This window comes from Pseudomonas sp. BW7P1 (genome assembly GCF_024981055.1).
Lineage (GTDB): Bacteria > Pseudomonadota > Gammaproteobacteria > Pseudomonadales > Pseudomonadaceae > Aquipseudomonas > Aquipseudomonas bananamidigenes.
Map to the genome: position 1 here is coordinate 5,878,730 of NZ_CP103374.1, position 26,447 is coordinate 5,905,176.

The window sequence follows — 26,447 nt, forward strand, 5'->3', positions numbered from 1 at the left end:
TCGAGAAATACGATCAAGAGTCTTGAACAAGGGAGTTAAGGAAAAGTTAAAGGTGAAAAGTGTGACGGGAGATTAGCTGACAGGTCTTGAAATTTCAGTGCCTGGACTGCCCCCATCGCGAGCCTGCTCGCGATAGCTATCTGACAGGCAATAAAAAAGCGCGGCCTGAAAGCCGCGCTTTTTCATTCACCGCAAAGCCTTACTGCGCTTTGGTGTCGGTACTGGCTGCCGGAGTCGCTGCCGGTTTGGCGGCTGGCTTCTTCGCCGGTTCAGCCTTTTTCGCTGCAGGTTTGGCCGGGGCTTTTTTCGCCTCGGTCTTGGCCGCAGGCTTCTTCGCTGCCGGCTTGGCTGCTGCTTTTTTGGCTGGCTCGGTTTTCACCGGGGCCGCTGGCTTCGGCGCTTCCACCGGGGCTGGCGCAGGTGCCGGAGTCGGGGCAGGCGCCGGGGCGGCTGGAGCAGGTGCCGGCTCTGGCGCTTTCACTGGCTCCGGTTTCTTCTCGTCATCCGAACCACCGAACAGGTTGGTGAAGAAGTTGCCCTTCTTCTTCGCCGCTGTCGCCGCACCGGCTGCACCTGCCGCCGCTGCTGCTGTGGCCGCTGCCGGGCCGACCTTGATCGGCTCGAAAGACTTGCCCGCCGCCAGATCTTCTACCTGGCCGGCCGCACGCTGGCCGGTGCGCAGTGCGCCTTCCAGAGTGCCCGGGTAGAGCGTGTCGGTGTGTTCGCCGGCAAACGCTACGCGCTGCAGCGGACGCTCCCACAGGCGCCAGTATTTGCTGATCTGGCCCGGGCCGAAGGCCAGGTACGAACCGCCAGTCCCCGGGTCGGTGCTGTAGCGGCGGATTTCATAACCGGTGAACGCACCACGGGCCTGTGGATAAAACGCATGCAGACGGATCAGCACCTGATCGACCATCTGCTTGTCGCCGAAGGCCTGCATGACACGGGCGTTGTCACCGGACAGGTTGATCACCACATTGGCGCCGCCCTTCATGGCCGGTTCGATCCACAACATGCCCAGACCGGTGTTGCTGTAGATTTCGCCGGACATGCGCGCCTTGCTTTCCCACACCGGCGTCTTGAACTTCAGCATGATCTGGTCGCGCCAGCCGTAGTTGGTGCCCTTGATCGCGGCCAGATGCTGGGCGTCCAGCGCCGGGGTCAGCTGGATCTTGTCGAGGGCGCGCAATGGCACCGCCAGCACGACGTAGTCCGCCTGGTAGCCGACACTGCCGACCTTGACGGTCACGCCGTCCTTGTCCTGGACGATCGCGGAAACCGGGGAATTGGTCTTGATGGTTTTCAGTTGCTTGACGAAGGCCTGGGCCAGCACCGGGCTGCCGCCAACCAGACGCGAAGCACGCATGTCACGGTCGGACACGCCGCGATAGACCCGGCTCTGCTGCGCGTAGTACAGCAGCGACAGACGCGAAGGTTCGTCGTAGTGGGTGCGAATATCCTGGTTGATCAGCTGGCGGGCGGTGGCCGGCAGGTTCTGCTTGTCGAGCCAGCTCGACACGTTGATCTGGTCCAGCGCATGCAGGGTGTTGGTCGCCGCCGGATTCTGCGGATCGTCGATCGAACGCGCCAGATCGTCACGGGTTTTCTCGAAGGCTTTCAAGGCCTGGGCGGTGGCCGGTTGCTTGGTGGCCAGGTCGGCAGCGGAGAAATACTCGCCGTCGATCAGGTAACCCGGGGTACGCACGAACTCAGGCGCCGGCGTGGTGCTCAGCTTGAAGGTCGAGACGTACTTGTTCAGCACCGGCTGGGCCTTGTCGTTGCCGATCCACTCGCTGGTGGCCATGCCCGAGCGGCCACCCAGGCTCGACTTGGCTTCCAGCAGCGTGACCTGCCAGCCTTTGTTCTGCAGCTCGTAAGCCGCGGTCAGACCCGACAGGCCGCCGCCGATCACGATCGCGGTTTTCTCCTTGGCCAGCGCCGTAACGCTGAAAAGCCCCAACACCACAAGCGCACAGGCGCGCAGCCAACCGACAGACATTCAGCGAACTCCGGAAATACACGTAGGAAAAAGCGGTTTTGCGGGTCAGTCGACCCAAAGAACCGCGAAGAATACGTCAGCCATCAAAACGCCGCCAGCGACGTCTATCGGCCCATACAAAGTAGCCCAATCGCCGCAATGGGTTGTCCCGGCGCGACGCATTGCATAGGCTTGTGCGATTGTTTGCCCGCGCCTGACGCGAGCCGCCTCGAGGAGACTGAACATGGGCCTGAACGACCAGTGGATGCAACGCGATCTCGCGGTGCTGTGGCATCCCTGCACCCAGATGAAAGACCACGAACAGCTGCCGCTGATCCCGATCAAACGCGGTGAAGGCGTCTGGCTGGAAGACTTCGAAGGCAAGCGCTACCTGGATGCCGTCAGTTCCTGGTGGGTCAACGTGTTCGGCCACGCCAACCCGCGCATCAACCAATGCATCAAGGATCAGGTCGATCAGCTGGAACACGTGATTCTGGCCGGTTTCAGCCATCAGCCGGTGATCGAGTTGTCCGAACGCCTGGTGAAAATGACGCCGGAAGGCCTGAACCGGGTGTTCTATGCCGATAACGGTTCGTCCTGCATCGAAGTCGCGCTGAAAATGAGCTTTCACTACTGGCTCAATCGCGGCCAGCCGAACAAGAAGCGCTTCGTCACCCTGACCAACAGCTACCACGGCGAAACCATGGCGGCGATGTCGGTCGGCGACGTGCCGTTGTTCACCGAGACCTACAAGGCGCTGCTGATGGACACCCTCAAGGTGCCGAGCCCGGATTGCTACCTGCGTCCGCAGGGCATGAGCTGGGAAGAACACTCACGCAACATGTTCGCCGCCATGGAACAAACGCTGGCGGAAAATCATGACAGCGTCGCGGCCGTGATCGTCGAGCCGCTGATCCAGGGCGCCGGCGGCATGCGCATGTATCACCCGGTGTACCTCAAGCTGCTGCGCGAGGCTTGCGACCGTTACGGCGTACACCTGATCCACGATGAAATCGCCGTCGGCTTCGGCCGCACCGGAACGATGTTCGCCTGCGAACAGGCCGGCATCCGCCCCGACTTCCTGTGCCTGTCGAAAGCCCTGACCGGCGGCTATCTGCCGCTGGCCGCGTGCCTGACCACCGACGAGGTGTACAACGCGTTCTACGACGATTACCCGACCCTGCGTGCCTTCCTGCATTCGCACAGCTACACCGGCAACCCGCTGGCCTGTGCGGCGGCGTTGGCGACCCTGGATATCTTCGAGCAGGACAACGTGGTCGAGAACAATCGGGCGCTGGCGCAACGCATGGCTTCTTCGACCGCGCACCTGGCGGATCATCCGAATGTCTCGGAAGTGCGCCAGACCGGCATGGTGCTGGCCGTCGAAATGGTCAAGGACAAAGCCACGAAAGAGGCCTACCCGTGGCAGGAACGCCGCGGTCTGAAGGTGTTCCAGCATGCCCTGGAGCGTGGCGCGCTACTGCGTCCGCTGGGCAGCGTGGTGTATTTCCTGCCGCCGTATGTGATCACCCCGGAGCAGATCGACTTCCTCGCCGAAGTCGCCAGCGAAGGCATCGACATTGCCACCCGTGACAGCGTCAGCGTGGCGGTGCCGAAGGATTTCCATCCCGGGTTCCGTGATCCGGGCTGATCTATTTCACTTAAGCTTCAGCGGTGACCGGACTACCGCTTTCGCGAGCAAGCCCGCTCCCACATTTGGAATGCAGTTCCCTGTGGGAGCGAGCCTGCTCGCGAATCAAGTCGACACCGTTTTAACTGATTCACACCTTTCCAGAGACCCGAAATGAGACTGTCCCGCTTCTTTATCGACGCCCCCCTCGGCACCGGCGAACACGAACTGCCGGAAGCCCAGGCGCATTACATCAGCCGCGTGCTGCGCATGGCCGAGGGCGATGCGGTGCAGCTGTTCGACGGCTCCGGCCACGAGTTTCGCGGATCGCTGGTGGAGGTTGGCAAAAAGCGTGTCGTGGTACAGATCGACGAACAGTTCGCAGGCCAAGTCGAATCGCCCCTGCGCATCCATCTCGGTCAGGGGCTGTCCCGGGGCGAGCGGATGGACTGGGCGATCCAGAAAGCCACTGAACTGGGCGTGACTGAAATCACCCCGATCTTCAGTGAGCGCTGCGAAGTGCGCCTGAAGGATGAACGCGCCGACAAACGTCTGCTGCACTGGCGTCAGGTGGCGATCAGCGCCTGCGAACAATGCGGTCGTTCGCGGGTGCCGGTGATTCATCCGCCGGTGCTGCTGGCCGATTGGCTGAAACAGACCGAAGCCGAACTGAAACTGGTCCTGCACCCGGTGGCCGAGCCTTTGGTCAGCCATGCCAGGCCTGCGACGCTGGCGTTCCTGATCGGCCCGGAAGGCGGTCTGTCCGACGCCGAAGTCGAGCAGGCCAAAGGCAACGGTTTCCACGCTGCCCGCCTCGGCCCGCGCGTGCTGCGCACCGAGACCGCGCCGGTTGTAGCGCTGGCGGTGGCGCAGCAACTGTGGGGGGATTTCTGACCCGTCACTGCACCGGATCACTGATCGGTCTGGCGATGATTGCCTTGAGTTCGCTTGTCATCGGGAACTCAAGGTTCAAGCCTTTCGGCGGGATCGGTTGTTCGAACCACTTGCGGTAGATCCCGTTGATCTCCCCCGAGCTGTACAGGTCAGCCAACACACCGTTGACCAGCGCCAGGAACTGCGGATCATCCTTGCGCACCATGCAGCTGTAGATTTCCCTCGATTGCTCCTCCCCCACCACGACCCAGTGATGCGGATCGCGCGCCTTGGCCCGCTCGCCGTAAAGCAACGCATCGTCCATGTAGAACGCCGCCGCGCGCCCCGATTGCAGCATCTGGAACGCCTCGCCGTGATCCTTGGCGCTGATCACGAACATGTTCAGTTTGCGGTCGAGGTTGTAGCTCTTCAGATAGCGCTCGTTGGTGGTGCCGGCGGTGGTCACCACGTTCTTGCCGCGCAGATCGTCGAAGCGTTTGATGCCGCTGTCCTTTGCGGTCAACAACTGGCCTTTGACGTAGATGAAACCGTAGGAGAAGGCGACCTGCTTCTGCCGTTCGGCCGTCACTCCGGTGGAACCGCATTCAAGGTCGACCGTGCCGTTCTGCACCAGCGGAATCCGCGTCTGCGAGGTCACCAGGTTGTACTTCACCTTCAGCTCCGGCAGCGCGAGTTGCTGTTTGATGCGCTCGACGATCCTGTCCGCCAGTTCCACCGAATACCCCATCGGCTGCCCGGTGTGATCGCCCACATACGAAAACGGCACCGACGCATCGCGATAACCCAGGGTGATGCTGTTGGCGCTGGCGATCTTGCCGAGCGTACCGGTCAGCGGCACTTCATTGGCCTGCGCCTGGGCGCCGATGAACAACGCCAGTGTGCAGCCGAGCAACGTGATTTTTTGCATTGTTATTCTCCGTTGTGGGTGGGGTGTTTTAGCAGAAACCTTTACGCCGCACGGGGATTGAACCCGTGCAGATCAATGGATGTGCGTTGTTCGCCGATCAGTTCGCTGAGCAACTGCCCGCTGCCGCAGGCCAGGGTGAAACCGAGCGCACCGTGGCCGAGGTTGAGCCACAGATTGCGATACGCCGTGGCGCCCAGCAGCGGAACGCCGGTCGGGGTGGCCGGGCGCATGCCGGCCCACTCGATGGCGGCGTCGTAGTGGCCGGCGTCGGGAAAGGTGTCGCGGGCCTGGCGCTTGATCAGCGCCAGTCGCTCGGGGTCCACCGCCGGGTCGAAACCGACGATGTCGACCATCGCCGCCACGCGCAGTTGCTCGCCGATGCGGGCGTAGACGATCTTGCGGTCGTAGTCGGTGATGCTGACGTCCGGTGCCCGGTGTTCACTGCCAATCGGTACGGTCAGGCTGTAGCCCTTCAGCGGATACAGCGGCAGGCGCAGGCCGGGCAGTGCCAGCAACGGGCTGCGATGGCCGGCGGCGATCACCAGTTGTTCGACCGGCAGAATTTCGTCGCCAAGCTCAATGGCCGTGACGGCGCCGTGGCTGTGGCGAATACCGATCACTGACTGGCCGAGACGAAACTCACAGCGGCCCGACGCCTTCAATCGCGCTGCCAACTGTTGGCAGAAACCGTGACAGTCGCCGACCTCTTCATCCGGCGTGTAGATCGCGCCCACAAACGGCGCGTCACTCAGTGCAGGTTCCAGTTGCGCACATTCGATGGCGGACAACACCTGCTGTTGCTGCGGATCGGCCAGGTTCTTTCGCGCATGATCGAAGCGGGCGGCATTGCGAAAGGTCACCAGCTTGCCGTTGCGCCGCCAGTTGAAGCCGTCGAGCCCGTCGTCCTCGCGCCAGCGTTTGAGTGTGCTTTGGCTGAACAGCGCCAGACGCAACAGATGCGCGGCGTTTTCGCGGTTGACCGAGGTACGGCACGCGGCGAGAAACGACGCCATCCAGCGCCACTGCGCCGGGTCCAGACGCGGACGCAACTTGAGCGGTGAATCGCCGCGCAGCATCCAGCCGATTGCCTGCAACGGCACGCCGGCATCGGCCAGCGGCGCAACGTAACGGTAGGACAACTGGCCGCCGTTGGCGAAACTGGTTTCGCTGCCCAGCGACTGCCGCGCTTCGACCACCGTCACCTCGAACCCTTCACGCACCAGCGCATAGGCCGTTGCCAACCCGATCACACCGCCGCCGATGATGCACACGCGCTGAGTCATGTCCGTCCTTATTTCTATTTGAAGACGAGGCTGAGGTTAGGGTGAGGTGACAAGCGCCGAACAATGAATAAAGATGCCAGACCTATAAACAAAGGTTATGGACTCGCCATGCGCCTTCGCCACATCGAGATTTTCCAGGCCATCCGCCAGACCGGCTCGGTCAGCGCCGCTGCACAGTTGCTGCACGTCTCGCAACCGGCGGTGACCAAGGTGCTGCAGCATGCCGAGCAGCAACTGGGCTTTCCGTTATTTCTGCGGGTGCGCGGCAAGTTGCAGGCGACCCCGGAAGCGCTGGAGCTGGAGCGCGAAGTCGACAAGGTCACCGAAAGCCTGCAAGGCGTGCGGCGTCTGGCCCAGAGCCTGCGCCGCGAGCCCGGCCACAGCCTGCGGATCGGCGCGACCCCGGCGCTGGCGCTGTCATTGCTGCCGCCGGCGATCCGGCAATGGACGGTGCAGTTCCCGGACATCGCCTGTGAACTGTCCAGCGCGCACAGCCGCGAATTGATGCAGAACCTGCTGATGCGCGAAGTGGATGTGGCCCTGACGTTGCAATTGCCGGATCATCCGGGGCTGAAGGCGCAGGCCCTGGCTTCGGGGGTGTTGGTGGCGCTGGCGCCGAAAGGTTACTGGCCGCAGGAAGACGCCGGTCAGCCGTTGTCGCTGATGGCACTGGCCGGGGCGCCGCTGATCGGGCTGTCCAGCGCCGACCCGCTTGCCGCCCGGCTCGACAGCTATCTGGAAGCCGTCGAGCCAGCGCCTCGGGTGCGGATTGCCGTGCAGACTTACTCACTGGCCCGGGCGATGGTGGAATCCGGGGCGGGCGTGGCGGTAATCGACCCGTTCACCGCGCTCGGTGCTTCGCCGACCAGCACCGTGATCCGCCCTCTCGCCCCGCCGCTGCCGATCACGCTGTACGCCGTGACTCGCGCCACTGAACCGCCGCCGCATACCCTCGGCGACCTGTTGCAGATCTTCAGCAGCCGCGCGCAGATACAGCTGCAAACCCTGGTCCCTGTGGGAGCTGCCTTGCCAGCGATTGCGGTGGCGCCATCAACACAGGCGTGACTGACAGTCCGTCATCGCGGACAAGCCCGCTCCCACAAGGTTTTGGGTGATCTACAAGACATAAAACAGAATCGCCACAAAGTGCAGCAGGCTCCCGGCGATGACAAACAGATGCCAGATCCCGTGGGCATGGCGCAGGCGATCATCCAGTGCAAAGAAAATGATCCCCACGGTGTACAGCACACCGCCGGATGCGAGCCAGACAAACCCGGCCATCCCCAGCGCGTCGATCAGCGGCTTGACCGCCACCAGCACGATCCAGCCCATCACCGCGTAGATCACGATCGACAGGATCCGCGCCTCGGAGCGCGGCTTGATCTCTTGCAGGATGCCGATCAGCGCCAGCCCCCAGACGATCCCGAACAGCGTCCAGCCCCACGGCCCGCGCAGGGTCACCAGACAAAATGGCGTGTAACTGCCGGCAATCAGCAGGTAGATCGAAAAGTGATCGACCTTCTTCATGATCGCTTTCTTGCGCCCGCGCACGCTGTGGTACACGGTGGATGCGCTGTAGAGCACCAGCAACGTAAAGGCATAAATCGCCACGCTGACGATCTTCCACGGGCTGCCGTCGAGGCTGGCGATCACCAGCATCCAGACGCCCCCGACGAACGCCGCTATCGCCCCGACCAGATGCGTCCAGGCGTTCAGTTTTTCTCCGTGATACATGTGTCGCACACCTCGATTTCATTACCGCAGCGCGCAAGGCTCGGGGCTTGAGCGTAAAAGCGCAATGTTTCCGTTCAACGCGGGCCTGCACCTGTCCTGATATTTGGGCACAATCGAGCGATACCAAGGAAGAGTCCGCGCCATGCTGATCGACGAAGAATTGACCCTGAAGAAACTCGAGGTGTTCCTCGCCTTCATGCGCACCGGCAACCTCGCCCGCGCCGCCGCCGAACTGCAGACCAGCAACGTCAGCGTGCACCGCGCGATCCATTCGCTGGAAAGCGCCCTGCGCTGCCCGCTGTTCAAGCACGAAGGCCGCAACCTGACGCCGCTGGAAAGCGCCTACGTGCTCGAAGAGCGGGCGCAGAAGCTGATTCAGGATGTGGTCGAAAGCGTACGCCTGACCCGCGAAGCCGCCGGCTTTTCGGCCGAACGCTTCAAGCTCGGCTCGCTGTATTCGCTGACGGTAAAGACCGTGCCGCAGTTGATCATGGGCCTGAAGATCCGCCGCAGCGAACTCAACATCGACCTGATCCTCGGCTCGAACATCGACCTGCTCTACAAACTGAAAAACATGGAAGTCGACGCGATCCTGGTGTCGCTGGACGACACCGTCAACGACCCGGACTGTGAACAGATTCCGCTGTTTTCCGACGACATCTTCCTCGCCACCCCGGCCGATTCCCGGTTCGCCCAACGCAGCGAAGTGGACCTGGCGCAGGTGCGCGACGAAACCTTCATCACCCTCACCCAAGGCTTCGCCACCCACCAGGACGGTATCCGGGTATTCCGCCAGGCGGGGTTCGAGCCGAAGGTGGCGATGCAGGTCAACGATATCTTCACCCTGCTGAGCATGGTCAGCTCCGGGGTCGGTTATGCGTTGCTGCCGGGCAGGATTGCGGCGGTGTACGAGAACCGGGTGAAGCTGATCCCGTTGCAGGAGAAGTACCGGTTGCAGCAGCACATTGGTGTGGTGTTCTTGAAGGCCAAGGAGCGGGATCCGAATCTGCTGGCGTTGCTGGCGGAATGTCGGATGTATGCCAATCGCCAGACCTGACACCCAGTGGCGAGGGAGCTTGCTCCCGCTGGGGCGCGGAGCGGCCCCCGCTCTTTATCTGAAGAGCCGGGACTGCTGCGCAGTCCAGCGGGAGCAAGCTCCCTCGCCACAGAAACAGGTCACCCTTAAGCCACAATCCCGCGAACGATGAAGAACAGCAGCGAAGGCCCAAGCAGGCACCCAAGTCCGGTGTGGAAGGTCGCGGTCAACGCCCCATAAGGCACCAGCCGCCGATCCGTCGCCGCCAGCCCCGCCGTCACGCCGCTCACCGTCCCGGCCAGCCCGCCAAACACCATCGCCGAACGCGGGTTATCCAGGCCCATCCAGCGCGCCGCCACCGGCGTGCCGACCATCACCAGAATCGCCTTGATCAACCCGGTGGCAATCGACAGCGCCATCACATCCGACGTCGCGCCAATCGCCGCACCGGTCACCGGGCCGACAATGTAAGTCACCGCACCGGCGCCGATGGTGGTCATGCTCACCGCATCGCGATAACCAAACGCGTAAGCCATGCACGCGCCGACAATGAACGGCAGGATCGTGCCCAGCAGCAGCGCAATCACGCCAATCATCCCGGCCTTCTTCGCCTCGGTCGCCTGCACTTCAAATGCTGTGGCGACAATGGCGAAATCCCGCAGCATCGCGCCGCCCATCAGGCCGATGCCGGAGAACAGGGTCAGATCCGCCAGGCCCTTCTGCCCGCCCGTCATCGTGCCGCCGACCCAGGCCAGCACCAGACCGATGACGATGGCAATCGCCGAGCCGTGAATCCGCCCGAACGTCAGGCGTTTGGAGAGGATCACCGAGACCCACATGATCACGCCGACGAAGGCGAACGCGGTGATCAGACCGTTGTGTTCCAGACCTTTTTCAATGAGATCCCACATGTCAGCGACCTCCTACCGGTGTGCCGACCGGGGAGATTTCCGCCGGCTCGTCGGGCAAGGGTTCGCCCTTGTGGGTGCGGCTGATCAGGGCAATCGTGCAGCCACAGACCACCACCGAACCGATCGCCGCCAGCACCGCCACCGGGCCGCCGTGCAGCGCGGTGACGACGTTCTGTTGTGCGGCCATCGCCACCACCACCGGAATGTACATGGCGCCCCAGAAGCCGACGCCCATTTCGCAATCCTTGGTCATGCCGCCGCGTTTCTGCATCCACAACCGCGCGAAGATCAACAGGATCATGGCGATGCCGACCCCGCCGACATTGGATTTGACCCCCAGCAGCACGCCGAGCAGGTCACCCATGATCACCCCTGCCAGCGTACAGATCGCCAGCAGCGCCACACCGTAAATAATCATTGTTGTAGTCCTCAAAGTGCATCGTCGAATGTTGTTTTTGTTGTTCGAAGCCTGAGTCGGTGATTTAGGGTCGTCGGCCCTCCTCCTCTCGCAACAGCGCCTGCAAGGTGTCGAGCCGGGCACTGTCGAAGGCCGTGACAGTCCCCTGTTCGAACACCCGGCGCGCCAGCCCGGTCAGCACCGCACCAGGCGGCAGTTCGATCTGTAGTCGCACGCCGCGCTCGTAGGCGCTTTGCACGGTGCCGCGCCAGTCCACCACGCGACACATGTTGAAGGCGAGATCGTCGCGCAGCGCTTCTACCTGGGTCACAGGCCTGGCGCGACTGCCGCTCAGGTAAGCGATTTCTGGTGTTTTCAATTCCACGCTGGCGAACGCTTCGGCAAGGGTTTGCGCAGGCTCATCCAGCAACGGGCAGTGCGACGGCACGCTGACCGCCAGACGTTTCGCCACCCCGGCGCCATGACTGCGCGCCAGCTCGGCCACGGCCTGCATCGCCTTGTCGCTGCCGGCAATCACCACCTGGTTATCGGCGTTGATGTTGGCCAGATACACCGGCGAATCTGCGCCATGCACCTGCGCCAGCAGCGTTTCGACTGTGGATAATTGCAGACCGATGATCGCGGTCATGCCGAAGCCCTGTGGATAAGCCTGTTGCATCAATTCACCGCGCAGGCTGACCAGATGCAACGCGTCGCTGAAGCTCAACGCCCCAGCAACCACCGCTGCCGGGTATGCACCGATGGAGAGGCCGGCGACGTAATCGGCGGTGAAACCGTCCTGCAACAACTGCCGCGAGGCCGCGACACCGGCGATCAGCAGGCAGAGCTGAACCGCCCGGGTGCTGCGCAACGCCTCGCTGGAGTCCAGCCGCAAGACATCCTCACCGAGCCAATCGCTGGCCTCGATCAACGTTTCCCCAGGCAAACGCCGGAGCATGCCGGGCTGCTGCGCGCCCTGACCGGGAAACACCAGCAAGCTGCTCACGCGGCCTGCTCCTGGGGGTTCCACGGGTCGCTGACCAGACGAGCTTCACAATCGTTTTTCAGCAGCACCCGCGAAGCGTTTCCGGCCCACTCGCGCAGGGCCACCGCGCCGAACGGTGTCTGCAATTGCATATCCACTCGACAAATCGCCTGATCGAAAACCGCCACCAGTTTGCGGGCCTGATTACGGGTGATGAGTTGCGGTGTCCGCAGGATGAGATCGAGATCACTGGTCTCGTGCATCGCCGCAAACCCGCTGGCCAATTCAAATCCGGCACTGCCGCTGACGCCCCAGACCCAACCGCAATCATCGAGCACCGGTCGCAGTTGCCGCAGCGCCTGCATGACCGGCAGATCACGCTCGCTCTCGACATGACAAAGGGCTTCCGGGCTGACCTGGCAAGCAATCGAATCGCTCGCCATGAACGCCGCCAGCCGCTGCTCGCGCAATGCTCCGCGCACGCCCACCGCCACCAGACCTTCAGCGCTCACGGCACGCCGCACCACCACCGGTTGCCCGGCAGCCAGCGAATCAATCGCCCACTGCGGCGCATCCCCCGGCAACTGCGCCGGCGTCATGCCCCACAGCAGATCGTGGGCCAGTGGCATGTTCACCACTGCGCCCTCAGCAGTTCACGCACGCGGCTGGAGGCTTCGCGATTTTTTGCACCGAGACGACTGCTCAAATTCGTCGCACCGATATTACCGATGGCCTGCTTCAGGCACTCGGTCACCCGCGCCAGATCCTCCACCGTCGGCTGATCGATCTGTTGCACCGACAGGGTTTCCCAGAGCAGTCCAAGGCTGGCGTAGCTCTCGATGTCGTAGGCCATCGGCGGCACGCTGGCCGCCAGGGCCTCCAGTTCCTCGACACTGCGCAAGGTGACCCGCGCCGCCGACGCCTTGCCCATCGCATGCACCATCACCCCCGGATCCCGCAGGGCGATCAAGCGATTGGCCTGGTACCCGTGAGCCAGAAATGCCCCGGACATGGCCTTGCCCACCAGCAGTGCTATCACCGGATGCCCGGCCAGACGCGCTCGGGCGTAGGCATCCGCCGCGCCGGCCAGGGCCTGATGAATGCCGAGGGCTTCTTCGCGGCGGCCATAGGCCTGGCTCGGTACATCGACGATGGCAATCAAGGGACGCTTTTGTGTTTTGTCATGGTCGACGGTGATCGCGTCATCCACAGCCTTGGCCAGACCCCAGCCTTCGAGCAAACCGACTTCGCCGTTGCGAGCACGAGGGAAACGGTTTTGCGGATCGGCGACCACGGCGATAAAACGCCCGAGTGGCGCGTCGGCGACCTTGAGCGAGGGCGGCAAACCCTCAACGGCCTTCGCGCCAGCGCTCAAGGCGTTGAACCAGTTCAAACCGCGCACGGAATAACCGCTCATGAGCGCTCTCCTTGATACAGGTCGCGAACCACCGAAGGCTCGATTTGCTTGTCAGTGTCCAGGCTCGTCAGGCGTTGCAGGAACCACTCGGCCCGTTGACTGCGCGGTTGTTTCGGCAGGCCTTGTTGCAGCAGCTCGCCGACCTGCTGGCGAATCTGCGCCACATCATCGGCGACAAAACGGTCCACCAGGCTGCTGGCAAACCGCTGCTGACCACCGGTCAGGCTCCAGATGAAGGGCCGGTCGCGGGAGTCGTATTCCTCGATCCCGGCTTCCTGCTCGATCACCTGCGGACCGTTCAGGCCGAGGCGTGCTTCCTGGGTCACCAGCAAATAGCTGCACAGCGCGGCAGCAATCGACATCCCGCCAAAGCAACCGACGCTGCCGGCCACCACGCCGACCACCGGTTGGTAACGCTGCAGATCGACAATCGCCGCGTGTATATCGGCAATCGCCGCCAAGCCAAGGTTGGCTTCCTGCAGACGCACACCGCCGGTTTCCAACAGCAGGATGGCGCGGGTCGGGATGCCTTTGCGGTTGTCCTCGGCAGCCAGTTCCAGCGCGCCGGCAATCTTCGCGCCACCGACTTCACCGAGACTGCCACCCTGAAACGCCCCCTCGATTGCGGCGATCACCACCGGCATACCGCCGACGCTGCCCTTGGCGATCACCACGCCGTCATCGGCCTGCGGCACTACGCCCTGACGTTCGAGCCATGGCGACATGACGCGTTGGAACGGGTCGAGCAGTTCGCGGAAAGTGCCGGCGTCGAGCAAGGCTTTCGCCCGTTGCCGTGCGCCGAGTTCGACGAATGAATGTTTGCGCAAAAGTGCCGAGGTGTCAGTCATGACCGATCTCCTCGAAGCCTTGTTCCAGACGCAGGCGCACCACACCCGGTGTCGCGCCGAAATCATGGATATCGATGGCCATTGCCGGTGGCGTGGTGCCGTCGAACATCCGAGCAAACAGATGTTGCCAGCGCTGCTGCGCACCGTTGACCGAGGTCTGCACATTGATCGTCAGCTTGCCGGCCAGACCCGGTTCGATCAGCACTTCCAGATCGCCCGAGCCGACACAGCCCACCAGCGCCCGCCCCCGTGGCGGCTGCCCGGCGGGGAATTCAAAGGATAAGGTTTCCATCAAAACGCTCCCTGAAAGAGGCCGTCGCGCTCGATCCGGTCGAGCAACAGCGTGGTGGCGAGCAAATCGGCGGCGCCACCGGGCGAGGCATTCAATGCGATGAGTTGTTGATCCAGTTCGTGCAGGCGGCGGCGACCGGTGAGGCTGGCGCTGCCACCGGCATCGAGTACCGCACGGGCACCGTGCTGCATCGCCTGCAGACCCGGCTCGCCGGCGCGGTACAGCACGCAGGTGTCGGCGAGGTCGGTCATGATCGCGAGCAAGGCATCCAGTCGGGCGTTCTGTTCGCCATGGCCGGCGGCACGGCTGCGCTTGAGCTGCGGCAGGCCACGTTGCACTACCGACGGGAAGCCGAGTTGCGCTTCTTCCCGGGCACCGCGAGCGCCATAGCGTTGCGCGACCTGCGCGCCATGGCTCAGCGGGCGCGGTGCATGACGATCATCGAGCAACGCCAGACGTGCGGCGCGCAAAGTGACGGCGCCGGGACCGGTGGATTTCGTGTCCAGCGCAGCGGCTGTGACCAGCAGGCCCAACGCCCAGATCGCCCCGCGATGGGTGTTTACGCCGTGGGTGGTGGCGAGCATCGCTTGCTCGCCTTCCCGTCCGATACGGCCGATGGCTTCGCGCAACGGCAAGCCGATCTCGCCGAACGCGAGTACAGCCTCGGCCATTTCCTTGAACGCCGGCCACAGCGCCAGCGCCGAGGCATGCATCAATCCCAGGTGCAGATCGGTGTGAGCGCCGTTACCGCGCCGGTCGACCAGTGCCGGTTTCGGCGACAGGTCGGCTTCATCGATCAGCGCATCCACGGCCAGATCCGCCAGGCGCTCGGCGAGGGTGATGGTTTTCGGTTGCAGATTGAGTGCGTGCATTACCAACTCCTGAACCTGGCGGGCGGGTTGTAGAGGCCGCCGGACCACTCGACCAGATCGGCCACGCTCTTCGCCGCCAGCCACTCGCGGGTGGCGTCGGTACGGCGAATGCCGAGGTCTTCGGGCAAGGCGATCAGCCCTTCGCGGCGCATGCGTTCGGTGTCCTTCGGGTGGTGGCGCAGGCCGATGGCCGTGACGCCGGCCACCGCCGCGATCATTGCCTGACGCTCTTCCAGCGAGCGCGCCTTGTACAGGTAGGCGATGCCTTCTTCGGTCAGCAAGTGAGTGACGTCGTCGCCGTAGATCATGATCGGCGCGAGCGGCATGCCGCTTTTCTTCGCCACCTCAACCGCATCGAGGGTTTCGACAAAGGTCGGTTTGCCGCCTTCCTGGAAGGTCTCGACCATCTGCACCACGAGTTTCTTGCCGCGTTCGAGCATCGGCTGTTGCGAATCGTCATGGCGCATGTCGAGCCATGCCGGGGTCCCGTGACGACGGCCGCGCGGGTCGTGGCCCATGTTCGGCGCGCCGCCGAAACCGGCGAGTCGGCCACGAGTGACGGTGGAGGAATGGCCGTCGCCATCGACTTGCAGGGTCGCGCCGATGAACAGGTCCACCGCGTATTGCCCGGCCAGTTGGCAGAACATCCGGTTGGACCGCAGCGAGCCGTCATGTCCGGTAAAGAAAACATCCGGTCGGGCGGCGATGTAGTTTTCCATCCCCAGCTCAGTGCCGAAGCAATGCACACTTTCGACCCAGCCGCTTTCGATGGCCGGGATCAAGGTCGGGTGCGGGTTCAACGTCCAGTTGCGGCAGATCTTGCCCTTCAGACCGAGAGACTCGCCGTAGGTCGGCAGGATCAATTCGATGGCGGCCGTGTTGAAACCGATGCCGTGGTTCAGCGACTGGACGTTGTGTTTTTCATAGATCCCGCGAATTGCCATCATCGCCATCAGCACATGCACAGGTTTGATGTGACGCGGGTCGCGAGTGAACAACGGCTCGATGTAAAACGGCTTGTCCGCCACCACCACGAAATCCACCCACGATGCCGGAATGTCCACGCGAGGCAGCTCACTGACATCGTCCACCAGTTGATTGACCTGAACGATGACAATGCCGTCGCTGAACGCGGCCGGTTCGATCAGTGCCGGGGTGTCTTCGGTGCTCGGGCCGGTATAGATGTTGCCGGCCCGGTCGGCCATGAATCCGGCCGAGAGCACGACGTTGGGGATCAGGTCCACCACCAGCCGGGCGTAGAGTTCGATGTAGGTGTGGATCGCGCCGACTTCCAGCAGGCCGTCTTCGAGCAACTGGCTGATGCGCAGGCTCTGGGTGCCGGCGAAGGAGAAATCGAGCTTGCGGGCGATGCCGCGTTCGAACAGATCGAGGTGCTCGGAGCGCCCGACGCTGGGCATGATCATGTGCAGGTCGTGCAGCTTCCCGGGATCGGCCTTGGCCAGGGAGCGCGAGAGGAAATCTGCCTGCTTCTGATTGTTGCCCTCCAGCACCACTCGGTCGCCGGGCAGGATCAGCGCCTCGAGCGCCGCGACGATCCGGTCGGTGGGCAACACCGCACCGTCGGCCAGCCCGCGCACCTTGTCGAGGCGCCGCTGCTTCTCGTCGCGCCGCCGCGTCCAGCGCGAGTCGGGGGATATTGTTGTTGTCATGCTCACTCCACGGGGTTCGCTGTCGTGGAGCTACCTTAGGAGTGTGATCAAGGGGCATCAATCAAGCGCGGTGGCGAACCGTTACGGTCAGCGTAATGAATGCCAGCGATGAGGCCAGTGAAAACAATAAAAATTGTGGATCAGTGAGTCAGTCCTGCATCCACCAACAACTTCTCCAACCCCAGCAAATCCGGCACCTTCGCCACCTGCTCCCCGACCTGCACCGCCGCCTGCTCCAGCGCGCACAACGGCACGTCGACGTAACTCAACTGGCTGTCGAGCTTGTACGAGCGCGGAATCCCCTGCACCAGCAGGGCGATGAAGCGCAAATTCGGCAATCCGCCGAGGGCGTTGAGGATGACGATCCGCGCCCGTTCGCCGATGACGATCTTGTTGCCGCACGCCGACTCGAAACTCAGCAGTGGAATCTGCCGCTCACGCCAGGTCACCCGACCCAGATACCACGGCGGCGTATCGAGGTCGAAGGCGCCGGCCTGGTAGTCGATCAGCTCGGCGATGGCCACGTTGGGCAGGATCAGGTTGCGATCCGCCAGCGGCAGCAGCAGTCCCGTGAGCTGGCTGCTGTGTGGGTTGTGAGGCCGCTCATGCATGTTTTTTGCTCCAACGGGCAATGCTTTCGAGCAGCACCGACTCCTGGTAAGGCTTGCCAAGGTAGTCGTTGACGCCGATGGCCATGGCGCGATCACGGTGTTTCTGGCCGGTGCGCGAGGTGATCATGATGATCGGCAGGTGTTGCAGGCGCTCATCCTGACGTACCCGGGTCGCCACTTCGAAGCCGTCCATGCGCGGCATTTCGATGTCGAGCAGCATCAGGTCCGGCATGTGGTCTTCCAGCAGCAACATCGCATCGACTCCGTCCTTGGCGGTGAGTACGTTCATGCCGTGGCGTTCGAGCAGCCGGCTGGTGACCTTGCGCACGGTCACCGAATCGTCGACCACCAGTACCAGCAGTGGTTTCTGCGGTTCGCTGTCGATCTCGTGACTGGCCGGACGCTGCGGCAACCGTGCCTGCATTGCGCGGATCGGCGCCAGCAGGTCGAGAATCAGCACCACCCGGCCATCGCCGAGGATCGTCGCCCCGGATACGCCCTGCACCGCCGCGAACTGCGGGCCGAGGCTCTTGACCACGATTTCCCGGGTGCCGGCCATGGCGTCGACCTGGACCGCGATGTGCCGGTCGTTGCACTGCACCAGCAATACCGGCAGCGGCAGGCTCTGGCCGATCAGTTTCGGCCGTGGCGCGGTTTTCAGCAGTTCACCCAGATAAACCAGTTCATGACGCCGACCGCCGTATTCGTACGTCGGTGGATCAAGGCGGAAATACCCGTCCAGTTCATTCGGCAAGACACGGACGATGCCGTCGATGGTGTTCAGCGGAATGGCGTACTGATCCTCGCCACACTGCACCATCAGCGCGCGGTTGACCGAGACGGTGAACGGCAGGCGGATACGGAAATGCACACCGCGCCCCGGCACCGAGTCGATGCTCATGGTGCCGCCCAGTTGCCGCACTTCTTCATGGACCACGTCCATGCCCACGCCACGTCCGGAAATCTGGGTGATTTTCTCGGCGGTGGAAAAACCCGGCTGAAGGATGAACTGCAACACATCGCGGTCACTGATCTGCGCGTCTGGCGCCAGCAATCCGCGCTTGATCGCCTTGCGCCGCACCGCGTCCAGCGGCACCCCGGCGCCGTCGTCACGGATGTCGAAAACGATGTCGCTGCCCTCGCGGGTCAGATCGAGGGAGATCTGACCTTGTGCCGGTTTGCCCGCCGCAAGGCGCACATCGGCAGGTTCCAGACCGTGGTCGACGGCATTGCGCAGCATGTGCTCCAGCGGCGCGGCCATGCGCTCAAGCACGTTGCGATCCATCTCGCCTTCGGCGTTGCCGACGGTAAACGCCACGTCCTTGTGCAGTTCTTCGGCGACCTGACGGACGATGCGCTTGAGCCGCGGCAACATGCGCTCGAACGGCACCATGCGCGTGCGCATCAGGCCTTCCTGCAACCCGGTATTGATCCGGCCCTGCTGCTGCAACAGGTTCTCGGCGTCGTGTGTGCGACGGTCGAGGGTTTCCTTGAGATCGAGCAGGTCGGAGGCGGATTCGGACAGCGCCCGGGACAACTGCTGCAACTGCGAATGACGATCCATTTCCAGCGGGTCGAACTCTTCGTAGCCCAGGCGCTCGGCGTCCACTTGCTGCCGGCTGAGAATCCGCCCCTGGGTTTCGGTGTCGAGGCGGCGCAACTGATCACGCATGCGCTCGAGGGTGGTTTCCATCTCGTTCAGGGCGATCTGCGCATCGCTGACCTGCTGCTCGATGCGCCCACGGAAAATCGAGGTCTCCCCGGCAAGGTTGACCAGCTCATCGAGCAATTCGGCGGAGACTTTGACCATATCCGCGCCGACCTCGGCAGCGGGCGCGGCAGGCTCGCTCTTCACCGGCGCCGGCAAAATCGGCGCGGGGGTCTCCACCGGCGCCGGATGGCTGAAGTTCTGGATCGCACCGATCAGTCGATCTGCCGGCGGGCATGGCTGGCCGGCGCGCACCGCATCCAGCATCTGCGCCAGGCGGTCATGGCCGCGCTGCAACAGGGCAAACAGTTCGGCGCTGCTTTGCAGGGTGCCTGAAGACAGGCTTTCGTACAGGTATTCCAGCTCATGGGCGAGGTCGCCGATGGGGCCGATTTCCACCATCCGCGCACCGCCCTTGAGGGTGTGCAAATCGCGCAGCAGGGTTTCCACTTCCTGGCGGTTGCCGGGCTCGGCCTGCCAGCGCAACAGCGCGGCGCCGGAGTTCTCGATGATGTCGAAACCTTCTTCGAGGAAGATGTCCAGCAGTTCCGGGTCGGGTCCGGCGCCGTCATGGCTGGCGGCCTCCGGCGGCGTCTCGCCAGCGCCCGAGTGGCCCTGACGGAACTGACGGATCGCGTCGATCAGCGCTTGTGCCGGCTTCAGCGGCTGCCGGTCATGCAGTTGATCGAGGTACAACGCCAGGCGTTCATGGCTCTGCAACAACAGTCGGCCCAAGGCGTCGCTGTGGCTGTAGCGGCGATCCACCAGACCTTCGTAAAGGCTTTCCAGCTCCTGGGCCAGGTCGCCGACGGCCTCGACCTCGGCCATCCGTGCACCACCCTTGAGGGTGTGCAGGTCCCGTTGCAGCGATGAAAGCGGCGCGCCGTTTTCCGGGTCATGCAACCAGCGCTGCAAGGCTTGTCCGGCGCTGTCGAGAATATCCACCGCCTCTTCGAGGAAGATCTCGACGATCTCGTCATCCGCGCCGGGTCCGCCGATGTTCTTTTGCAGCTCGGCGGTAGCACTGCCCAGCTCATGAATGCTCAGGGTGCGACTGCCGTCACTGCGAATCAGGCCCATGGCCGACGGGTCGAGGCTTTCGTCCAGCAGTTCGTGCAGTGCACGGATACGCTGGGGTTGCGGGGTGATTTCCTGGCCGGCGGCCAGTTCGTCGAGCATGTTGATCAGCGCTTCGTGGGCGTGCTGGGCCTCAAGGAAGAACCGCTCGCTGACCGCCAGGCTGCTTTCTTCCACGGCGCCATACAGGTCGAGCAAGGCTTCGCACAGCACATCCACCGGCAACAGATCCGCCAGGTGCGCAGCCTCGCCGAGGGTCGTCAGCTCATCCAGCAACGCACTGAGCTCCTGGCGCTCGCCGGGATGTTGCTGCCAGCGCTGCAAGAGGTTTTCGGCGTCGAGCAGGATGTCCATGCCCTGGGCCAGAAAGTTGTTGATCAGTTGCGGATCACGCTTGACCCGCAGGCTGTTGTTCGGCGCGTTGAGGATGGATTCGAGACGTTCGCCCAGCAGGGTGTCGGTGCGCTTGATCAGCGACTGCGCACCGACAATCGGCGCCAGTGGATCAAGCTTGAGCTGGCGCAGGCCGACGCGGAACAGACCTTCGGCCTCCAGCAGCAATTCCACTTCGTCCAGGTCCAGCGCCAGTTGATGGGCCTTGAACTCCCGGGCCAGTTTGTCCAGCGGCGCCGCCAGTTCGGCAATCGGCACGACACCGGCCATCGAGGCGCTGCCCTTGAGCGTGTGCAGCGCCCGTTGCAGTTCATCGCTGGCCTGCAGAGGCACATGCTCGGCGGCCTGATCGAGGAAGCGGTTGAGGCTGGCGAGGTGGGTTTCGGCTTCGTTGCGGAAAATCTCCAGCAACAGCGGATCGAGTGCCGCTACGTCTTCCACGTCCTCGGCGGGCAACGGCACCTCGCCCCTCGCCAGGGCGTGAGCCCGCGCCGCCAGGTGATCGACATCCTGGCGCTGACGTTGACCGTTGATGGCGAATTCGGCGATCAGGTCCGGCAGCACCAGCAACGTATCAGTCAGTAACTGTTGCACGGCCGGGCCAGGCTCGACGCTGTGTTCCAGCACCCGGTTGAGCAGGTTCTCCACGGCCCAGGCCAGCTCGCCGAGCACCAGTGCCCGGACCATGCGCCCGCTGCCCTTGAGGGTGTGGAATGCTCGACGCAGTTCACTCAACGCTGCGCGGTCCTGCGGATCGGCGGTCCAGCGCGGCAGGTAGTCGCGCAGGACATCGAGCACTTCCCCGGTCTCTTCGAGGAACACTTCACGCAACTCATCGTCCACCGGTTCTTCATCGGCGGGCGGTGGCAGCAGGCTGCCGGGCGTGGTCAACGCGGGCGGGTTGACCGCCGAGACCGGACTGGCCAGCACATCGGCCAGCGACTTCACGATGGCGGGGTCATCGAGTTCCTGCAGGTCCTGCATCACCAGCGCTTCGCCGGGGCTGAGCACGTCGTCGAGCACGGGTACATGCTGTTCACTCGGCGGCTCGTCAGGAAAGTAGCCGAGACGCGCCAGGCTTTTCTGCGCGACGTCCAGCAATGGCTCGCCGGAGGCCAGCGGATCGTCGCTCAGGCGTTCGAGGTAATACTCGATACCGGTGATGACATCGGCGAGGTTGTCCAGTTGTTGCCAGCCCGGCTCGTGCGGGTCGAGCAGCAGATGCTCGCGAATGAAACCGTTGCAGGCTTCCAGCAGGCCGGCCGCACGGGCCAGCGGGATCATTGCCAGCGCACCGCGCACCTGGGTCAACAGCGCCGGCAAGTCTTGCAGTTGCTGGCGATCCCAATCGGCGTCGATGTAGTCGACGATCATGTCCTTGGCCTGTTGCAGGCAGATGCGCGCCTCCTTGATCACAATCTGATGGATTTGCGTCAGGTCGGTGGTCGGCAGTCGCGAGTCTTCCGGGCTCTCCGGTTCCACCGTGCCGACCATACCGGCCAGGGTCGCTTCGACGTAAAGCAAGGCACCGGCCACGTCCATCAGTGTGGCGTCGTTCGGCTCGCGCTGGCCCTGGGCAAGACTGAGCACCACCGCCAGTTGATCGATGATGACCCTGCGCGGCTGGCCGAAGCCGAGCACCGCGAGGGTGTCGGCGATCTGCCGCAACGGCGCCAGCAGGCTGTCCAGATCCGAGGCGTGCTGGCGGTCGCTGCGCACGAACAGGTCGAGACGTTCCTTGACCCGCACCAGTTCTTCGCACAACGCCGCGAGCACCGAGCGCATGGCATCGCGGTCAGGCCCGGCCAGGCGGGCGCGTTCTTCGTCGACCATCGCGCTGTCAGGCAACGCGTCGTCCAGGGAGTAGCGATCTTTCATGGTCAGCATCTGCCCGGTGGGATGTTCGGCTTTGGCAATGTAGAACAGCAGGCTTTTCAAAAGCTCGGGAGGCGGTGGCTGGTTGAGACCGGCCATGCCTTGCTCGAGCAGGCGCTTGAGCTCCTTGTCGGCGTCCTTGAACAGACTGCGCAGGGCCGGGCTGTTGGCGATCCGGCCTTCGCGCATGCCTTCGACCAGCGCCGAGGCGACCTGCCACAACGGGCTCAACGGAGCCTCGCCGCTCAAGGCTTCCAGGCGAGCGAAAACCTTGCCGAGGTAGCCGAGGTGAGTCTGATCGTCCTGCTCGCGCAACAGTCCCGCCAACGCCATCTGCAACATCTGTCGCAACTTGCGCAGCACGCTGGACAGCTCGGCAGGTTCCAGCAGGGCCAGCGCCTGCCGGCTCAGCGGCGCCAGTTCAGGCAATTGCGGGCTGAACAGGCTGGTCTCGGACAACAGGCTTTCGCCCCGGGCGCTGCGCAGATCGTTGATCAACGGCAACACCACCAGCGGCAGATCACGGCGGGCGCCTTGCACGCGCTCGAGGTAGGCGGGCAATTGGCCGAAGGCCTGCAACAGCAGGTGCAAGGCTTCATCACGGTGGCTGACGCGATCGTTCTGCAGGGCTTCGACCAGATGCTCCATTTCCTCGGCGAGCAGTGCCGCGCCGTAGAACTCGACCATCTGCAGACTGCCGTGGACCTGATGGATGCACGCCAGGCACTCGTCCAGACCGGGCACCGACTGCGGATCGTCGAGCACGGCTTCGATGGCCTGATGCGCCTGTTTCAGCGTTTCGGCAATCTCGCCCTTGATCCATTCGAGGGCCACGTAGTCGTGCCGGTCACCCATAACCACTCCGCTCGACATGATCTCGCCTGCTGGCCTCACGCCTTGCCCGTAGCGGGTGCTGCCGCCGCCGGCAAGGTGAACCCGGATACCGAACGCCGCAACTGACTGGCCATTTTCGCCAGGTTACCGATGCTTTCGGCAGTGGCCGTGGAGCCGGACGACGTCTGCGAGGTGATCTGCTGGATCACGTTCATCGTCAGGGAAATCTGCCCGGCCGAAGACGTCTGCTGCTGCGCCGCGTTGGAAATGCTCTGGATCAGCGCCGCGAGGGTCTTGGACACGCCTTCGATTTCTTCCAGGGCCACACCGGCATCCTGCGCCAGCCGCGCGCCGCGCACCACTTCGGTGGTGGTCTGTTCCATGGAAATCACGGCTTCGTTGGTGTCGGTCTGGATCGCCCGCACCAGCGTCTCGATCTGTCGGGTCGCGGCAGACGAACGTTCCGCCAGTCGCTGAACCTCATCGGCAACCACCGCAAACCCGCGCCCGGCATCGCCGGCCATCGACGCCTGGATCGCCGCATTGAGGGCGAGGATGTTGGTCTGGTCGGCAATGTCGTCGATCAGGCTGACGATGTCGCCGATTTCCTGGGACGACTCGCCCAGACGCTTGATGCGTTTGGCGGTGTCCTGGATCTGTTCGCGGATGTTGTCCATGCCGTGGATGGTGTTGTGCACCACCTCGTTGCCCTTGTTGGCGATTTCCACCGAACGCTCGGCCACCGCCGAAGATTCGGCGGCGTTGGCCGACACCTGATCGATGGACTGGGCCATGTCGTTGATCGCGGTCGAGGCTTCGGAAATCTGCTGGGCCTGATGTTCCGAGGCCTGGGCCAGGTGCATGGCGGTGGCCTGGGTTTCCTGCACCGCTGCGGCGACCTGGCCGGCGGTGAGGTTGATGGTCGCCACCAGGTCACGCAATTGGTCGACGGAGTAGTTGATCGAGTCGGCGATGGTTCCGGTGAAGTCTTCGGTCACCGAAGCGGTCACGGTCAGGTCACCGTCGGCGAGGTCTTCGATTTCATCGAGCAAGCGCATGATCGCGTTCTGGTTGCGCTCGTTCTTCTCGGCGGTCTCGCGCAACTGACGGTTGGTTTCCCGGACCATGACCATACCGATCAGGATGATCGACGCCAGCGCCAGCAACCCCAGCACGTAGCCGCCGATGGTATCGGTGCTGCGCCCGCCCGCGAGGTTCTCGAATCCGCTGGCCAGGTGCGAGGCTTCGTCGAGCAGGGTCTGCGACAGGCTGAAGATATTGGTGGCGGACTCGCGGACCTTGAACAGCTCCGGCGAGGTTTCGAGGATTTCATCCACCGAGCCCGAAACGAACTGGAACAGCTCGGAAATCTCGCTCAGGCGGGCACGGGCGTCGCGGTCCTCGACCTGGCTGATCTTCAGCGTCGGGTTGCCTTGCAGCATGCCGTTGAGCACCTGGCCGAAACGCGTGGCGTCACGGCCGAAGGCATCGGCGGCCTGCTGCGAGTTTTCGTCGCCGGAGAGCACGGTATTCACTGCGCCGAGAATCCGCTCGGCCAGCAGCGACTGACGCTGGGCCATCGCTACCTGCGCTGCCGGGGCGCCGCGCTGCAAAAGGATCTCGACGACTTTCTCGTATTCGATCTGCAACTGCGGAACGGTTTCGGCGAGGGTTGCGGCCACCTGATGCAGGGACAATACGGTCTGTTCGCTGGAGAGGATGGCGTCGGTGTTTTTCAGCAGGCGTTCCCAGTCCAGCTGCACGGCGCGCATTTCCGGGCGCACGGTGGACGGTGCCGGCGGCAGCCCGGTGGCCGGGTCGCCCTTTTTCAGGTAACCCCAGCGCTGGGCGAAATCATTGCGCGCATCACTGAGCAACTTGAACGCGGCAGCCTTGCCGGCGGCGGCTTCTGTGGCGTTCTTGGCGATCCGCTGGGACAGCACCCGCAGCTCACCGGCGTGGCCGATGTACTGTTTGTCGTAATTGGCCTGGGTGTTGAGGTAAGCGAAGTTGGCGAACAGCAGCATGATGAACACGATCAGCGCGATGAACAGCACAATGATCTGCGAGCGGCTGCGCGAGCCTTCTGCGGGCTTGCTGGTTTTTGCTTTGATCATCGGTCCTCGCCTGTTAAACCGCGACGTGCATGAAACTCGGTGACTGCGCCAGCGCAAACAGGCTGAACACCCGCCAGTTCTGCTCGCGCCGGAAATACCCTTTGACGAACTCGCCCTTGGAGCCCTGCCGCTTCCTGATCGAGAGGGGTTCGAAACTGTCCTGCTCGAAATGCTGCAGACCGAAGACCTCATCGACCAGCACGCCGGCAAAAACGTCCCGATGCTCCACCACCAGGACCCGCCGCTGCTTGCGCATCGGCGACAGCTCATGCCCGAAGAATCCGCACAGATCCAGAATCGGCAACAACCGCCCGCGCAGATTGGCCACGCCCTTGACCCAGGGCTTCACCCCCGGCATCGGGGTGAAACGCGGTTCGGGCAGGACTTCGCTGACTTCACCCATCGGCGCGACGTACCAGTGCTCGCCGAGGCGAAAGCCGATGCCGCTCCAGCGATCCTGGCGCGCCGGTTGCGACGGCAGGTCTGCGGCCAGCAGGCGACAGCGCTGATCGATCTGCCACAACAGTTCGAACGCGGTCAGCGACTCGCTCATGACGGCGCGATCAACCGGCCAGCACGCCGTTCAGGGTCTTGATCAGCATGTCTTCCTCGACCGGCTTGGTCAGGTAATCCCTGGCGCCCTGGCGAGTCCCCCAGACCTTGTCGGTTTCCTGATCCTTGGTGGTAATGATGATGACCGGGATGTGGCTGGTTTCAGCGTCCTTGGTCAGTTGACGGGTCGCCTGGAAACCGTTGAGGCCGGGCATGACGATGTCCATCAACACGGCATCGGGTTTTTCCTGACGGGCCAGGGCCACGCCGTCGGCGCCGTTTTCGGCTTTCAACACTTCATGGCCGTGCTTTTCCAGCATGCCGGTCAGTTTGTACATTTCGGTCGGCGAATCATCGACGATCAGAATACGTGCCATGGTCTTCCCCATTTTTTTCTTGTCGACACCGGGCCCGCTGGCCGAGCGT

Annotated in this window: 22 protein-coding genes; 4 read left to right on the forward strand and 18 right to left on the reverse strand. The window is 63.4% G+C overall.

The window, feature by feature from the left end; genetic code table 11:
- Positions 1-199: 199 nt before the first annotated feature.
- The gene (locus NWV16_RS26575) at positions 200-1,999 is read right to left on the reverse strand and encodes a flavin monoamine oxidase family protein (RefSeq protein ID WP_260521351.1); all 1,800 of its coding nucleotides are present in this window, start codon (positions 1,997-1,999) and stop codon (positions 200-202) included.
- 223 nt (positions 2,000-2,222) lie between these two features.
- Here NWV16_RS26575 and NWV16_RS26580 point away from each other — a divergent pair, with 223 nt between their 5' ends.
- Both NWV16_RS26580 and NWV16_RS26585 read left to right on the forward strand, forming a co-directional pair.
- The gene (locus NWV16_RS26580) at positions 2,223-3,629 is read left to right on the forward strand and encodes an adenosylmethionine--8-amino-7-oxononanoate transaminase (protein WP_260521352.1); all 1,407 of its coding nucleotides are present in this window, start codon (positions 2,223-2,225) and stop codon (positions 3,627-3,629) included.
- A gap of 153 nt (positions 3,630-3,782) precedes the next feature.
- A complete protein-coding gene (locus NWV16_RS26585; RefSeq protein WP_065261862.1) occupies positions 3,783-4,502 on the forward strand; it encodes a 16S rRNA (uracil(1498)-N(3))-methyltransferase in 720 nt (239 codons plus the stop codon).
- 4 nt (positions 4,503-4,506) lie between these two features.
- Here the strand turns inward: NWV16_RS26585 and NWV16_RS26590 are convergent, their stop codons facing one another.
- Both NWV16_RS26590 and NWV16_RS26595 read right to left on the reverse strand, forming a co-directional pair.
- Positions 4,507-5,409 (reverse strand): transporter substrate-binding domain-containing protein, encoded by a 903-nt coding sequence (locus NWV16_RS26590; RefSeq protein ID WP_260521353.1) that lies wholly within the window; start codon positions 5,407-5,409, stop codon positions 4,507-4,509.
- Between the two features lie 41 nt (positions 5,410-5,450).
- Positions 5,451-6,692, reverse strand: a complete 1,242-nt coding sequence (locus NWV16_RS26595) for a D-amino acid dehydrogenase (protein ID WP_260521354.1) — start codon at positions 6,690-6,692, stop codon at positions 5,451-5,453.
- A gap of 108 nt (positions 6,693-6,800) precedes the next feature.
- Here NWV16_RS26595 and NWV16_RS26600 point away from each other — a divergent pair, with 108 nt between their 5' ends.
- Positions 6,801-7,757 (forward strand): LysR family transcriptional regulator, encoded by a 957-nt coding sequence (locus tag NWV16_RS26600; protein WP_260521355.1) that lies wholly within the window; start codon positions 6,801-6,803, stop codon positions 7,755-7,757.
- Positions 7,758-7,808: 51 nt separating this feature from the next.
- Here NWV16_RS26600 and trhA read toward each other — a convergent pair whose 3' ends face one another.
- On the reverse strand, positions 7,809-8,426 hold the full coding sequence (gene trhA, locus NWV16_RS26605) for a PAQR family membrane homeostasis protein TrhA (RefSeq protein WP_065261866.1): 618 nt from the start codon (positions 8,424-8,426) through the stop codon (positions 7,809-7,811).
- A gap of 142 nt (positions 8,427-8,568) precedes the next feature.
- Between trhA and NWV16_RS26610 the strand changes: the two genes are divergently transcribed.
- The gene (locus NWV16_RS26610) at positions 8,569-9,483 is read left to right on the forward strand and encodes a LysR substrate-binding domain-containing protein (RefSeq protein ID WP_260521356.1); all 915 of its coding nucleotides are present in this window, start codon (positions 8,569-8,571) and stop codon (positions 9,481-9,483) included.
- A gap of 125 nt (positions 9,484-9,608) precedes the next feature.
- Here the strand turns inward: NWV16_RS26610 and madM are convergent, their stop codons facing one another.
- The 14 genes from madM to pilH form a co-directional block, all read right to left on the reverse strand.
- Entirely contained in the window at positions 9,609-10,373 is a 765-nt protein-coding gene (madM, locus tag NWV16_RS26615; RefSeq protein WP_260521357.1) for a malonate transporter subunit MadM, read from the reverse strand.
- A 1-nt stretch (position 10,374) separates the two neighbouring features.
- Positions 10,375-10,791 carry a malonate transporter subunit MadL gene (gene madL, locus NWV16_RS26620; protein ID WP_260521358.1) on the reverse strand — a complete coding sequence of 139 codons (417 nt, stop codon included), beginning with the start codon at positions 10,789-10,791 and terminating at the stop codon, positions 10,375-10,377.
- A gap of 64 nt (positions 10,792-10,855) precedes the next feature.
- On the reverse strand, positions 10,856-11,776 hold the full coding sequence (mdcH, locus tag NWV16_RS26625; RefSeq protein WP_260521359.1) for a malonate decarboxylase subunit epsilon: 921 nt from the start codon (positions 11,774-11,776) through the stop codon (positions 10,856-10,858).
- A complete protein-coding gene (locus NWV16_RS26630; RefSeq protein WP_260521360.1) occupies positions 11,773-12,393 on the reverse strand; it encodes a malonate decarboxylase holo-ACP synthase in 621 nt (206 codons plus the stop codon). Before NWV16_RS26630 ends, mdcH begins: the two co-directional genes overlap by 4 nt.
- A complete protein-coding gene (mdcE, locus tag NWV16_RS26635; RefSeq protein WP_260521361.1) occupies positions 12,387-13,172 on the reverse strand; it encodes a biotin-independent malonate decarboxylase subunit gamma in 786 nt (261 codons plus the stop codon). Before mdcE ends, NWV16_RS26630 begins: the two co-directional genes overlap by 7 nt.
- Complete coding sequence (locus tag NWV16_RS26640; protein ID WP_260521362.1) at positions 13,169-14,020, reverse strand: biotin-independent malonate decarboxylase subunit beta; 852 nt, start codon at positions 14,018-14,020, stop codon at positions 13,169-13,171. The genes mdcE and NWV16_RS26640 overlap by 4 nt, the downstream gene beginning before the upstream one ends.
- On the reverse strand, positions 14,013-14,312 hold the full coding sequence (locus NWV16_RS26645; protein WP_003229075.1) for a malonate decarboxylase subunit delta: 300 nt from the start codon (positions 14,310-14,312) through the stop codon (positions 14,013-14,015). The genes NWV16_RS26640 and NWV16_RS26645 overlap by 8 nt, the downstream gene beginning before the upstream one ends.
- Positions 14,312-15,184, reverse strand: coding sequence for a triphosphoribosyl-dephospho-CoA synthase (locus NWV16_RS26650; protein WP_260521363.1), 873 nt, complete (start codon positions 15,182-15,184; stop codon positions 14,312-14,314). The genes NWV16_RS26645 and NWV16_RS26650 overlap by 1 nt, the downstream gene beginning before the upstream one ends.
- Positions 15,184-16,854, reverse strand: coding sequence for a malonate decarboxylase subunit alpha (gene mdcA / locus NWV16_RS26655; protein ID WP_260521364.1), 1,671 nt, complete (start codon positions 16,852-16,854; stop codon positions 15,184-15,186). The genes NWV16_RS26650 and mdcA overlap by 1 nt, the downstream gene beginning before the upstream one ends.
- Before the next feature lie 140 nt (positions 16,855-16,994).
- The gene (locus NWV16_RS26660; protein ID WP_260521365.1) at positions 16,995-17,465 is read right to left on the reverse strand and encodes a chemotaxis protein CheW; all 471 of its coding nucleotides are present in this window, start codon (positions 17,463-17,465) and stop codon (positions 16,995-16,997) included.
- Positions 17,458-23,373 (reverse strand): Hpt domain-containing protein, encoded by a 5,916-nt coding sequence (locus NWV16_RS26665; protein WP_260521366.1) that lies wholly within the window; start codon positions 23,371-23,373, stop codon positions 17,458-17,460. Before NWV16_RS26665 ends, NWV16_RS26660 begins: the two co-directional genes overlap by 8 nt.
- Before the next feature lie 35 nt (positions 23,374-23,408).
- On the reverse strand, positions 23,409-25,469 hold the full coding sequence (locus tag NWV16_RS26670) for a methyl-accepting chemotaxis protein (RefSeq protein ID WP_065258978.1): 2,061 nt from the start codon (positions 25,467-25,469) through the stop codon (positions 23,409-23,411).
- A 13-nt stretch (positions 25,470-25,482) separates the two neighbouring features.
- Entirely contained in the window at positions 25,483-26,022 is a 540-nt protein-coding gene (locus tag NWV16_RS26675; protein WP_065258977.1) for a chemotaxis protein CheW, read from the reverse strand.
- A 10-nt stretch (positions 26,023-26,032) separates the two neighbouring features.
- Positions 26,033-26,398, reverse strand: coding sequence for a twitching motility response regulator PilH (gene pilH / locus NWV16_RS26680; protein WP_065258988.1), 366 nt, complete (start codon positions 26,396-26,398; stop codon positions 26,033-26,035).
- Between the last annotated feature and the right edge of the window lie 49 nt (positions 26,399-26,447).